Annotated in this window: 10 protein-coding genes and 2 pseudogenes; 7 read left to right on the top strand and 5 right to left on the bottom strand. The window is 63.1% G+C overall.

Annotated features, from left to right (window positions below; all coding sequences use genetic code 11):
- Positions 1-101: 101 nt before the first annotated feature.
- The 3 genes from K2O51_RS34605 to K2O51_RS34595 are packed head-to-tail and all read right to left on the bottom strand — an operon-like array spanning position 102 to position 3935.
- Entirely contained in the window at positions 102-1526 is a 1425-nt protein-coding gene (locus K2O51_RS34605; RefSeq protein ID WP_220632089.1) for an MmgE/PrpD family protein, read from the bottom strand.
- A gap of 7 nt (positions 1527-1533) precedes the next feature.
- On the bottom strand, positions 1534-2502 hold the full coding sequence (locus K2O51_RS34600; protein WP_220632088.1) for a Bug family tripartite tricarboxylate transporter substrate binding protein: 969 nt from the start codon (positions 2500-2502) through the stop codon (positions 1534-1536).
- Positions 2503-2534: 32 nt separating this feature from the next.
- Positions 2535-3935 (bottom strand): MmgE/PrpD family protein, encoded by a 1401-nt coding sequence (locus K2O51_RS34595; RefSeq protein ID WP_220632087.1) that lies wholly within the window; start codon positions 3933-3935, stop codon positions 2535-2537.
- A 467-nt stretch (positions 3936-4402) separates the two neighbouring features.
- Between K2O51_RS34595 and K2O51_RS34590 the strand changes: the two genes are divergently transcribed.
- The 4 genes and pseudogenes from K2O51_RS34590 to K2O51_RS35960 form a co-directional block, all read left to right on the top strand.
- A complete protein-coding gene (locus K2O51_RS34590; protein WP_220632086.1) occupies positions 4403-5566 on the top strand; it encodes a porin in 1164 nt (387 codons plus the stop codon).
- A 234-nt stretch (positions 5567-5800) separates the two neighbouring features.
- The gene (locus K2O51_RS34585; RefSeq protein WP_220632085.1) at positions 5801-6313 is read left to right on the top strand and encodes a hypothetical protein; all 513 of its coding nucleotides are present in this window, start codon (positions 5801-5803) and stop codon (positions 6311-6313) included.
- Positions 6261-6515, top strand: coding sequence for a hypothetical protein (locus tag K2O51_RS34580; RefSeq protein ID WP_220632084.1), 255 nt, complete (start codon positions 6261-6263; stop codon positions 6513-6515). Before K2O51_RS34585 ends, K2O51_RS34580 begins: the two co-directional genes overlap by 53 nt.
- A 502-nt stretch (positions 6516-7017) precedes the next feature.
- Positions 7018-7146, top strand: a pseudogene (locus K2O51_RS35960) (hypothetical protein); the annotation flags it as partial.
- Positions 7147-7458: 312 nt separating this feature from the next.
- Here the strand turns inward: K2O51_RS35960 and K2O51_RS35955 are convergent.
- Together K2O51_RS35955 and K2O51_RS34565 are read right to left on the bottom strand one after the other, a co-directional pair.
- A complete protein-coding gene (locus tag K2O51_RS35955) occupies positions 7459-8064 on the bottom strand; it encodes a DUF2889 domain-containing protein (protein WP_425333020.1) in 606 nt (201 codons plus the stop codon).
- Positions 8065-8192: 128 nt separating this feature from the next.
- Positions 8193-8630, bottom strand: a complete 438-nt coding sequence (locus K2O51_RS34565; RefSeq protein ID WP_220632082.1) for a YybH family protein — start codon at positions 8628-8630, stop codon at positions 8193-8195.
- Positions 8631-9371: 741 nt separating this feature from the next.
- On the opposite strand from K2O51_RS34565, the pseudogene ltrA reads away from it, so the two are divergent.
- From ltrA to K2O51_RS34550, 3 genes and pseudogenes are all read left to right on the top strand, one after another.
- Positions 9372-10694, top strand: a pseudogene (gene ltrA, locus K2O51_RS34560) (group II intron reverse transcriptase/maturase).
- A 483-nt stretch (positions 10695-11177) separates the two neighbouring features.
- Entirely contained in the window at positions 11178-11924 is a 747-nt protein-coding gene (locus K2O51_RS34555; protein WP_245002012.1) for an IclR family transcriptional regulator, read from the top strand.
- An 86-nt stretch (positions 11925-12010) separates the two neighbouring features.
- Positions 12011-12790 carry an IclR family transcriptional regulator gene (locus K2O51_RS34550; RefSeq protein ID WP_220632080.1) on the top strand — a complete coding sequence of 260 codons (780 nt, stop codon included), beginning with the start codon at positions 12011-12013 and terminating at the stop codon, positions 12788-12790.
- Positions 12791-12878 lie beyond the last annotated feature (88 nt).

The following is a 12878-nucleotide window of genomic DNA, read 5'->3' as shown; positions in this document are numbered from 1 at the left end:
AGGCGGACTGCAAAGCAGGTCCGCCGTCGCCGACCTTCACCGGCAGCCAGAAAAGGCCGTCGGTGAGGGTCGCTCGCCAAAGACTGGCGTTCCGCATTTCCCTACGGCCGCACGAGCAGCCGCATGATCTCCCCGAAGTCATCTACCTGCTCCAGATGCAGCACGCTGTCCACGATCTTGTCGATGGTGGCGTCGGAAAGGATGCCATCGACGAAGGTGCCGAACTTGCGAACCAGTTCCTCCGTGGTCATGTAGGTCTGCGGGTCGGCCGACGGCGTGCCCTTGGGGAAGTGCTTCTCGGCCGCGAACGCCTGGCCACGCGCACGGATCTCGACGCGCGACGGGCGGCTGGTGATGTCCGCCGAAATCGACTGGAAGTAGGTCGGGTGTGTTTCCAGCTTCACCTTCTGCATCAGGGCCATGACCGAAGGGTCGAAGACGACGGCCGGGTCCTGCCATTGCCTGCCTGGGGTAATGCGGTGCGCAGCGACGGCAAGGCCGTGCGTGAAGCAGAACTGCGCATCGTGCAGCTCGGTGATCTCGCGGTTCGTGAAGCAAGGCAGGACGTAGGCCCAGCCTTCTCCGTAGGACGTGATGCTTTCGATTTCCTCGACGCGTATGTTGTGTTGCGCCACCAGGTCGATCAGCAGGTCCAGCGGTGCGTGCATTACCCGGCAGTGCGGATAGGGCTTGAACATCTGAAAGGCGGGGAAGCGCCATTCCTCGCCGAGGCCCGTGGTGAGAAGCTCGGGTGACCAGCGCGCGGTGCCGATAAAGCGCGGATAGCCGAATTCCTCGTCATCGAGCATCTGCAGGTCACCACGGTGGCCGAGATCGCCCATGTCGGCCGCCGACAGGGCAGCATTGGTCAACGCGCCGGCCATCTGGTACTTGATGGTCGCTGTCGGCGCGTGCATGAACCAGGCGCGCTGCGAGTTGACCGGTGCCGTGGCGGCGGCGATGCCCAGCGCGCTCGCCAGTCGGTCCACGGCAAGCCCCTTGAGCTTCGCGGCCGACGCCGTCGCGCCGAACACCGTGCTGCTGTAGCCGACTACCGACGTATGCGCAGCCTTGCCGTCCTTGGTGTCGCGATAGCCGCTCATGGCGGCGCCCAACCGGCAGGAGATTTCGTGGGATACGGCGACGGCAGCGATCAGGTCACTTCCCGAGCGCTGGTGCACCTCAGCGGACGCGAAGGCTCCGGGCAGCACGTAGGGGCTCACGTGGCCGGGCAGCAGCACGGAGTCCGCGTCCAGGGCATTGATCAGTTCGCCGTTGGCAAACGCCGCGCCGTGAGGGGTGGACTTGTCACCGGTGCCGATGATTGTCGCGCTGCCTCCGGTGCCACCGAGGCGCCGACCGGCGTCGATGCCGATGCGCCCCTTCGGATGTTCCATGCCCGCCAGCGCACAGCCGATGGAGTCGAGTACGTCGCGCTTGCATTCGTCAATGACATTCGCCGGCAGCCGCGCGATGTCGGTATTCACCGAGAACTCTGCCAGGCGTTCGATTATGGTCTTGCCCATAGGGTGATCACTCCTTTTCTAGTTTGAGGTCGGCGACGATCTTCATCGTGCGTTGCAGATCCTGCTGAAGGAAGCGGGTGAAGGCTTCCGGCGTCATCGTGCCGGGCTCGGCGCCATCGCGGCGGAAGCGCTCGCGCACCGGGGCGCTTGCCAGGGACGCAAGCAAAGCCTGGCTGAGGCGCTGCACGATCTCTTTCGGTGTGCCGGCGGGGGCGAGCAGGCCAAGGTACACGGTGTAGCTATACCCGGCGAGTCCTTGTTCGGCCAGTGTGGGGATATCGGGGAATGCCGGGGAACGCTTGGCGGATGTCACGCCCAGGGCGCGCAACCGGCCGTCCTTGACTTGTGGACCCGAGGAATTGCCGCCATCGAATGCAAAATCGACGCGGCCTGCGATCACGTCGCTCATGGCCGGCGCGATACCCTTGTACGGCACGTGTACGAAATCTAGATTTCCCTGGTGCATAAGAATCGCGGCAGCCACGTGAGTGGTGGTGCCGCTGCCGCCTGACGCGTATGAGAGCTTGCCCGGCCTGGCTTGGGCCGCGGCTGTCAGATCAGCCACGCTGCGATATGGCAAGCTCGGCGAGGTGACCATCAGTAGCGGTGCTTCGTTCATCATGCCAATGCCGACGAAGTCCTTTAGCGCGTAGCCAGGGTCCTTCTTCATCGCCGGCAGCTGCGCAACGGTGTTGGCGCTGGCCAGCAGCGTGTATCCGTCGGCCGGTGCGGCTTTCGCGGCGCGAATGCCGATCTGGCCGTCCGCGCCGGGACGATTGTCGATGACGACAGGCCGCCTCAGGTTCTCCGCCATTTGCTGTGCCACGGCCCGCGTGGTGATGTCCAGCAGCGCACCCGGAGCAGAGTTCACGACGATTCGGATCGGGCGATTGGGATAGTGCTCCTGCGCTATGGCGACAGCGGATCCGGTCAGCAGAAGCGTGGCACACGCGATTTGGTTGATGAGTCGGTACATGAAGAATGTCTCCGGAAGATAGGGCGAGACGCTCAGGTTTCTCGATCGCTCAGCAGGGTCATGATGTCGCGGCAATCTTTGAGCGACTCGATCTCGCGCAATAGCGCAACTGCGCGCCTGGCCGAGGTACTCCTTATGCCGAGCCGCTCCGCTGCCCGGTAGAGGATGTCTTCGATTTCCGTAGTTGGTAGCGGATTCTTCGGGTTGCCTCTCGATCCGGTGATCACCGGAGATTCGAGGGCTGTGCCGTCGGAGAGCGTGAGCGTCACCGCCGTGCCATTTGCCTCGTCTCGCATGTGTACATTGACCAGGCCTGCCAGACGCCGCAACTCCGGGTCGCGCAGGGCTGCGTCGTCGTAGTGGCTGATGGAGAAGTGACCATCGCGAATTGCGCACGCGGCCGCCCATGGAATGCTGAACTGGGCTTCAATGACGCTGGCGGGTGCGCGCTTGCGCTCGATGGGACTGGCCATAATGGCCAGGCTGCTTGCTCCGAAGACGTCGATCGCCTGAACCGGGCGACCATTCAGCGAGGCGCGAGTGGAGAGCACGGCGTCGATGACGGGATGCGCCACCACGCCGCAGGGATATCCCTTAAATCCCAGGTGGACGTTGAGAAATTCTTCGCCGAGGCGATGGACGATCTCCTCGGCTGCAACCATGCAATTTGGATAGTGCATGGGATACAGGCCGCAGCGCCCGGTCAGTGATCCCGTGGGGCCGGGCATGCCGGCTGCGGCCATCCGGGCCGCCGCAATGCCATTGCGCACGGCGAATCCGGCTTGGGTTGCCACCCCGCGTCCTTCGACCTGCCCCTGGAAATTGCCGGCGGCCTGACAGTGCGCTAGTCCGAGTGCGTCGAGGAAGCCTTCAGCACCAAGGCCGAGAATCTTGGCCGCCGCCACCGCGGCGCCGTACGTGCCCAGCGTGAATGTCGCGTTGGCAACAGCCTGTCCGGGCACAAAGCCCAGGCCAAGCGGTCTCAGCAGGCGAATCTCCAGGTCGATGGCGAGAGCGACGGCCGTCGCCAGGGCAGTGCCGCTGACAGCGCCCTGCGCCTCGGCTGCTGCAATGGCCGCTGGCACGACGCAACAGCCGACGGCAAAGCCGATGGTCTCGTCCACCCAATATTTGTCCTCGTGCTCCCAGGCCTTCCCAGCCCGCCCATTGACCAGACCTGCAAGCTCGGCAGTCGTGCGCTGGCAGGTGCCCAGTATCGCGGCTTCCGCCGGACCCGCAAGTTGTTCAACGTAGCGCAGCAGCGATGCATGGTTCGCTTCGGTGATGCCCTCCAGTCCTGTCGCCAGCCACCACAGGATGGCACGCAACGCACCCTCGCGCGATGGCGCCGGCAGATCGGCCCAGGCCGTCGCAGCAAGATGCGCGGCAACGCGGCGTTCGATGGGGAAATCATCAGTGGCATGTGGCTGCATGTTTCTCCTTGTAGTGGCCGCTACGCGGGGCAAAAGCCCGTCGCTATGGCTGCTGTGCAGAGGCGGTGAGGTGCCAGTGAAAACGAGTTTCGAGGCCGCCGCCGGGCACCGTCAAGCAGTGGCCTCGCCATGTTCCGTACAGCAAAAATGGCCATGATGGGCTCTCGCTAAGGTGTCTCGCCGCTCCTCCGGTAGAAGCTCTCCGGTAGAAGCTGCTTCGGGTTCAGCTTCCGCAGTCGCCAACCCCCATTCTTTCCACTGTACGGGACATCCACGGCCTCTGCGTTGAACTTGCGGGCGGCCATTCCTATGCTCGGACGCTGAAGCCGTAGGGTCATTCGCGCGGCAAGGGGGAACCGGCGCCGATCCACAGCAAGCAAACGCAGAAAAAAGAATGAGTAGCGAATTCGTTACCAAGCCGGACGGGAAATCCACGTCCAAACCAAGAGAAGAGGGAGGAGACGCTTATGAAGTTGAAGTACTTTGCCACGGTATCAATGTTGGCCGGCGCGGGCAGCGCATTTGCGCAGACCAGTGTCACGCTCTATGGCGTGGTCGATGCCAATGTCGAGTATGTCAATCATGTTGGCGCGGTGCCGACAGTAGCAAACGGCTTCAACCCTGGGTCTGCCAATAAGGTGTTCCGCATGGGCTCGGGCGGCCTGTCCGGGTCGCGCTGGGGTATTCGTGGCACGGAAGACCTGGGTAGCGGGCTGAAGTCAGTCTTCGTACTTGAAAGCGGCTATGCCGCGGATACGGGTGTCGGCCAGCAAAGTGGTCGGATGTTTGGTCGCCAGGCTTTTGTCGGCCTGCAAAGCGCCGGCCTCGGGCAGCTGACCTTTGGTCGGCAGTACACCTCGATGTTTGATGCGCTCGCCAACTTTGCCCCGGCTTCCTACGCGACACTGTATGAGCCGACGGTGTTGCAGAACGGTGGCAACTACCGGGAGGACAATACCATCAAGTACGCGGGGCAATTTGGTCCTCTATCGGCATGGGCTCACTGGTCGTTCGGTGTCGGGTTGACTCAGCCCCAGGTCGCCGCCGGAGTGCCCGCGGTCGGCGGCAATGGAGAGGTTCCCGGGCAGTTCCGCCGCGACAGCGCGTATGGCGCCGCCGCGATGTACACGGTGGGCCCGTTTGCCGGGACCATCGGCTATGACCAGTGGAATCCGTCGATTGGCACCGGCAACGGCTCCGTCAAGAAGGCATCGGCGGCTGCGAGCTACACCGTCGGCCTGGCGAAGATCATGGGGGGCTACCGTTGGGGGCAGAGCAAGAATGCAGCGGATACCGAGGTATTGCGCGACGATTACTACTGGATTGGCGCGAACTACCAGGCCACGCCTGCCTTGGGCCTTACGCTTGAGTATTCGTACGACAACCTGAAGAACGTGTACGGCAACACGAATGCAGCCAATCCCTGGCAGATCGCATTTGTTTCGACCTATGCCTTCTCCAAACGTACCGATGTCTATCTGACCACTGCATACTCCAAGAACGCCGGCCTGACCCTTGAATCGTTGGCAACCGGCTACCTCACCAGCCTTTCCCTCGGCTCCAGCTACGTACTGCCAAGCGGTGGGAGTTCGATGCTGGGCGTGGCTGTGGGCCTGCGTCACAAGTTCTAACGACGCTTGAAATCTGCCTGACAAGCCGCGTTGTCTTGCCAGCATAGCGGCGGTCGGGGCGTATCCTTGCGCCGCGGTTGACCGGCATACGTTTGGGCGGCCGCGCGCACATTGAACGCGGCGATTGTTGAGCTACATTTCTCCCTATGCGTGCAGGCTGACTTCGCGAACGGGAATCTCGGCCTGGCGCATGTATCCGGTTTCCGATCTTCCCTGGCGCCGGGAAGACGTCACATGAAGGTGCACATCGGCCTCTCCTTCATCCAGTCAGTCCTGCTCCTGTCAGCCGCCGTGCTGCTGCGCGGCAGCACCGTTTTCCAGCCGGCGATCCAGACAAGCACCATGACGCCCGGCGAATACATCGCGCTCAAGCGGGGCGATATCCTGACCAGGGGCCAGCTCAGTGCCGCCACCCGTGAAACGATCAGCGTGACAGGCCTGGTCGATGGCAGTTGCGCGAGCCCATCGCTTGCCTGCATCGAGGCATTGCGCGGCAGAGCTGGCCTTAGCGAGGAACAACGGCAATCCGCACTGGCCGAGATGTGGGTAGCGTACGCGCAGTCACTTTCCGGGTCGATTTCCCCGGATGGAAGTGGCAACCTGCAGTTCGATGCCTGGATGGAAACCGCCCGTCATAGCTACGCCTACCTGTTCTTTACCGAACGCAGCGCTTTTCGAGGATCGGCAGATTCAGGTGCGCGACTACTACAACCTGGCCACTCAAGAGGTATCCCGGCAGTTGTTTGAGATTGTGAAAGACACGGAGAGGACCTCGGACGAAGAAACGGTGCACTGGAGCGCGTGGAATATCAGCATCGATATGGCTGGCATCCGGTTTCCCGGCGGCGTGGGCCGTCCGAAGGAACTGGTCCCGGCATCGACGGTTTCCTTCGCGGGCTTGCGCAGCATTACCGGCGCGATGGCTTCGGTGCCGAGTTGCTGGCCGTGACGGCAGAGGCACCCATCTCCGTGGGGCCGAAGGTGCAAGCGGAGCCACCGCGGGGATGAGGGGACGCAGCCCACATTCCAATGGGGCATGGGGAACTGGAGCGAGATGAACTTCCCCCTGGTGAATGTCCTCGCCCGCTTTCCCGGATCCAACCTGGCACAGGTCCTGGCTACGCGGGGTGTGGTGCTGTCCGTGCGCGATCCATACCGGGATGCGTCGGTGGACATACAGTGGCACCAGGTGCCGCTGGCGGCCAACTTCACGGCTGGCTACGGGCTGTGGCTGGCCCGTTCCGGATTCAACCGGCAATCGTTGCACAGCCTGTTCGGCCACGGCGGCGGCCTTGACCGGCCGCACCTGTACCTCATGCAGCCGTTTGACCCGGACCGTCGCATCATCATGCTGCATGGCCTGGCGAGCAGTCCTGAAGCCTGGACTAACGTCGCCAATGAACTGATGGGCGACGAGGCATTGCGCAGGCACTACCAGATCTGGCAGTTCTATTACCCCACGAACGTGCCGATTCCCCTTAAACCACTACGCGATAAGGCAAACGCTACAATCCGCGCTGAATTATTTCGATCCCGCCCATACTGCCACCGCGTCGCAGGACATGGTCCTGATCGGGCACAGCATGGGCGGTGTGATTGCGCGCCTGATGGTGTCCTCCTCCGGCGACGCGATCGAGAGAATGGCGCGGATCGACCACGACCTGGACGATGAAGAATTCGCCCGCATGATGACGAGCCTGAGTCCGGTCGTATCGTTTGAACCCGTTCCCAACGTTGGGCGCGCCATCTTCGTCGCGGCGCCGCATCACGGCACCGATGTGGCGGCCGGCTGGCTGCGGCGCTGGCTGGCATCCTTCGTCCGCCTGCCCGGGGATCTCACGCAGGGCATCGCGCAACAGCTGCAAGCATCGAGGCGCGACCGCGCACCCAGGTCAAAGGATCTCGCCAACAGTGTCCAGAACCTCGACAAGAACGATCCGTTCATCAAGGCGGCGGCGGACCTGCCGATTTCGCCTTGCGTCCAGTACCACTCCATCATCGCCCGGCGCGCCGCCAGCGTTCCGCTGGCGTTGTCCGACGATGGCATTTGTCCCAGTGCGGCTTGGGAGACGTCGCCGCCGGTGGTCGGATGCGGGGTTCGGGCAAGGCTTCCCATTCTTCGCGCCGCCCTTCGCCGCCCACGTCTGGTAAGCCACGGTGCCGAGCTGCATCAGCAATTCGCGCAAATGGGTGCAGCCTTTGGTCGCACCAAGCGTGGCTTCGAGCGCCTTGCGCCAGCCGCGCGCTATGCTGGCGCCGACCAGGCCTTGCAGCGGCGGAATGCCTTGTTTGCATTCGGGGAACGGGACGGTTGGCAACGCCGCGGCGACTGACTGGACGATATAGTTATCGTCCAGCGTGATCCGGACGCGCATGTGGTGTACCGGCACCTCGGGCGGTTGCTCGCCGCCCTTCCAACTTGGCCACGCAGAGGTTTTGCTGTCCTGCATCTCGCCTTCGATGTCCCACAGGCCGTCGTCGCGGCGAAAGCCCTGCATCGTGACGGCACGGATATGCAGATGGCGTCGCGGTGCGGCGAGTGGCAACTCACCGCCAGGCGGTGGTGCGCCCCGGTTGCTGGATGCTTGATCTTCGTGCATCGGGAGTTCTCGGTGATGGCTGGCTGCTATTGGATTGGCGGTGCCTCGGGAGTCGGAGAAAAGTGGTGCTGCAGAATCAACCATGTTCCCCGACGCTTGACCACTACCCACGTCGTTCGCAGCTCGGAGGCAGTTTCACGCCCGTCTGCCAGCACGAAGCGGAACTTTGCATGTCCCTGCGCTAGCAGGGTATCGACGCTGAGCTCGATAACGGTCTGTCCCACCAGAGCCATGGACGCGGAACGAAGGATGTCGGCGTACGAGCTGAAGTAGCCCAGGATCTCATGCTGACCGACGGCGTGACCGGGTTTCCCTCCAAAGAACAATGCCTCGGACGCATATAGCGAGGTCAGCTCATCTGCATTCCATGCCTGCGCGGCGGCATTCCAGCGGCGCTCGACGTCTTGCAATATGGCCTGTGTGTGCCCGGCAGCGGCGCTGATGGTGGCGTTATCTTTGCTCATGCTTGGTATGTCGTTTCAAGAGGTCTCGGGCCTTCTCGTGATCCTTTCTCCCAGCGTTGCAAGCAATGCTACGACGACGGCGCGCTGCGACCCAGCAGGATGGATACCGTGTTCCGTACCTTGAAATTGTGTGATGTTGGGCAAACGGGGTGCCGGATTCTAGCGCCCCGATGCTATTTCAATATACGGGACGGATCGTGCAAAGCCATTGGTACTCCGCCGGACCTCACGCATAGTCCGGGTGACCCTGTCTTTAGTCGATAGCCGTTGTCTCCATGCTCGCCTCTAGGCGAGCTTATGCCCCGAATGGCTTGCCGCGGGGCTTCTTTTTGTGCGCCCGGCAGGGCGCACTCACTTGAGAGTGAAAGTCCCTTACACACCCGGCAAGGGGAAGTGTTAGCCAGAGGCAAGGGTTCCCCGGGCGACTGGGGGTCTGAAGGAAGTCCGAGGCAAAGCGCTGGCCTGACGAACAGGAAGCGGATATGAGGCGACGCATCTGGGTAAGGCAGCAAAAAGGGCCAAAGCCCAGTACTTGCACGGAACGGTGCGGCGTAGATCCGACAGGCATAAGCGTGAAGGTGGGTGCAGCATACCCGGGGAGATCTGCGCCGCTGCCATGAGTGCTACCGACATCGAGAGGTGTGGGGATGGCGGTGCAGAAGCCAGCAGAGGCCATAGTAGGCGAGCCGTTGGCGCCGAAGGGCCGAACATGAATGAGCGCGATTAGGACGACAGACCTTGATGCTTACCGACGAAGCCCAAATGCACGAACGAGTGCAGCCCACAGCGGAGGAAGGCGAGCGGAACCTGCCTGGGGCCGATGGAGGTGCGGAGGCTGGCACGGCGGCTGTCGGGCAAACGAAAGCGCAGGCGCCATCGCTGATGGAGCGCGGTGGTCGAGAGAAGCAACATGTGGCTGGCGTACCGGAGGGTGGTCGGCAATGGCGGCGTTGTTGGCCGGCCAGTACATCCCGCAGGCGGTGCGTGCGGTGGACATTCCCAAGCCTTTCGTGTGGGGTAAGGACACTGGGTATCCCGACGGTGGTGTACCGGCTGATCCAGCAGGCGCTGTTACAGGTTCTCCAACCGGTATTCGAGCCGGGGTTCTCCGAGTCGAGCTACGGCTTCCGGCCGGAGCGCAGCGCTCAGCAGGCGGTCTTGCAGGCACAGGGGTACGTGCCGGAAGGCCGGCGCTGGGTGGTGGACATCGACCCTGAGAAGTTCTTCGACCGGGTCAACCACGACATCCTGATGTCGAGGGTGGCCCGACAGGTGAAGGACGCCCGGGTGCTCAAGCTGATCCGGCGATATCTGGAAGCGGGGTTGATGCGCGGCGGGGTGGTTGAAGCAAGGAAGCAGGGCACGCCGCAGGGTGGGCCGCTGTCGCCGCTGCTGTCGAACATCTTGCTAACGGATTGGGACCGCGAACTGGGGAAGCGAGGACTGGCGTTCTGTCGCTATGCGGACGATTGCAATATCTATGTCCGAAGCAAGGTGGCGGGACAGAGGCTGTTGGCCGGGATGGTGACATTCCGTGCGGAGCGGCTGAATCTGCAGGTCAATGAGGCCAAGAGTGCCTGTGCGCGGCCTTGGGCGCGCAAGTTCCTGGGCTACAGCTTGACAGCGCATCGTCAGGCCAAGCTGCGTATTGCCCCGGAAAGTCTGCAAAGACTGACCGGACGAGTCAAGGAACTGATGCGCAAAGGGCGAGGGAGGAGCCTGGCTCACACGATAGCGGTGCTGAATCCGGTGCCGCGCGGGTGGATCGGGTACTTCCAGCACACCCAGAGCAAGCGGCCATTGGAGGAACTGGACGGGAGGATACGGCGCCGGCTGCGGTGCTTGCTATGGCGGCAGGCCAAAAGCCGTGCTACCCGCACTGTGATGCTGCGTCGGCAAGGCTTAACGGAGGATCGTGCGTGGCATTCGGCTCGCAACGGGCAGGGCCAATGGTGGAATGCCGGGGCTCGCCACATGGGCGCGGCCTTCCCGAAGGGCTACTTCGACGCCTTGGGGCTGACCTCGCTGCTGGATACTCAGCAGCGCTTGCAGTCTCGTTCGTGAACCGCCGTATGCGGAACCGCACATACGGTGGTGTGAGAGGGCTGAGGGGGGACCCCTCACCCTACTCGATTTCTTCTGGAAAGCGGCGACCTTGTCTGTACGCATCGCCCTGCGGGCCAGGCGCTCGGGCTCAATTTCGCGTCATCTGCTTCAGGCTTGCGGACCTTCCGCACAAGGCGTGCAGGGGTGCTCGGTGTATGTAGCGAATATGGCGTCTGCATCGCATGGCAAGAGCACTGGGCGTGGGGGGTTAACCCCCATGGAATTTCGGAACCTTCTCTTTCAAACTACCTAACGTTAGTAAGGTATGGTGCGGGCGCCATCACCATGCGCGGTGATGGATCGGGCGCGCAGTACACTCGGTTAGACACGGAGAAGTCCATGTTGCAGCACACGACTGCGAGGCCATCGGCCAGTCAACTACGCACCCGGCGCGCGTGGCACAGCACCGATTCAGCCGCGGCAGAAAGCCGGGTCAGGGTGATGCCCCTGGCCCGCGGCCTGGCGGTGCTGGCCGCATTCGGCCCCGAGCAGAGATGGCTGGGCAACCAGGAGATTTCGCTGGAAACCGGTATCCCCGCACCGACGGTGACGCGGCTGCTGCAGTCGCTGGTGGCGCTGGGTTACCTGCACCATGACGAGGTGAGGCGCAAATACCGGCTGGCAGCCGCATCGCTGGCGCTTGGCTACGCGGCTATTGCAGATCCGGCCGTGCAGCGCGCGGCCAGTGTCGAGATGCGCAAGTTTGTCGAAGCGACGGATACTTACGTGGTGCTCGGCACGCGAGACCGGCTCGATGTGATCGTTCTCGACAGCCGCGTGGGAAGCCAGGCGGTGCTGGACCTGAGCCTGACACCGGGTACCCGCCTGAGTATTGCATCCTCGCTGATGGGATCGGCGCTGCTGGCGGCGATCCCGGAGTTGGAACGTGGCTACCTTCAGGGCAATGTGGAGCGCAAGGCGGGCCGCGGGTGGCCCGTGCTGCGGCGGCGCATGGCCGAGAAGATCTCGCAAGTCCATGAGTTCGGCTTTTGCATGTCGCTTGGCGAGTGGGAACCGGAGCTGGCCGCTGTCGCGGTGCCGGTGTGCCTGCCGGAGAAACCGCCGCTGGTACTCGCCTGCGTTGGCCGCACCGCGCGCATGGCGCGCCCGCGTGTCGAGCGCGAACTCGGGCCGCGCCTGCTGACGACCGCGCAGGCGCTGCAGGAGCGGCTGGCGCCCTGCGAGTAACGTAGACACCATAAGGCGAGATTAACAGCCCCAGCCGTGCGCGAGCCCGCTTCTGTGCATTCTTCGGCAAGGCGTTCGGAGCCACAATGAATCCTTCTTCACCCGTCACCATGACGCTGGAGCGTGGCCTCCAGGTGCTGCGAGCCTTCCGCGCGGAACGAGCGCCCTTGACCAACGGCGAGCTGGTACGCCGGACGGGCCTGTCTAAGTCGACCGTATCACGATTGACTTCGACGCTGGTCGCCATGGGTTTCCTTCGCCGCGTCGCGGGGGGTCCGCAATTCGAGCTGGCCAGCGGTCCGCTCGGCATCGGCCACGCTTACCTGGAAGCCAGCGCGATGACACGGCTGGCCCATCCGTTCATGCAGGCGCTGGCCGACCGGCTCAACGTGTCAGTGGCATTGGCGGTGCCAGACCATCTCGACATGCTCTACGTCGCGTATCGCACCAGCACGCGTATCGCCACGCTGCGGCTGGGCGTGGGTTCTCTGCTGCCGATGGGACTGACGGCGATCGGACGGGCGTGGCTGTGGGGCTTGCCTGAGGACCAGCGGTCTGCCTACGTTTCGTCCGTTGTCGAGGCGGCGGGGCCGCAGGCCGAAGAGATGCGAAAGAGCATCGAAGCGGCGTTCGAGGACCTGAGCAGGAGCGGAGTTTGCATGACGTTCGGCGAATACCAGCGCAATGCTTACGGTATTGCCCTGCCGATCAGGGTGGGATCTGCCGGAACATTGATGGCGCTGAACTGCGGCGCGGTCGAGTTGATTCCGGACATCGACGCGATTCGTGCGCGCATCGTGCCGGAACTCAAGGCCGCAGCCGTGGAGTTGATGGTGCTGCTGCGCGATGTCGGGGGCGAGGCCTAGTCTTAGAGACCGATTCAAAAAGACCCCAGGGGGCTGTTAACCCTTTCGGCAAGCTGTTAACCTTGGTCATCTGAACAACTGGAACCGA

The organism is Cupriavidus pinatubonensis (assembly GCF_019602855.1).
GTDB lineage: Bacteria > Pseudomonadota > Gammaproteobacteria > Burkholderiales > Burkholderiaceae > Cupriavidus > Cupriavidus pinatubonensis.
The sequence above is the reverse complement of the archived record's forward strand: the minus strand, read 5'-3'. Positions and strand labels throughout refer to the sequence as shown.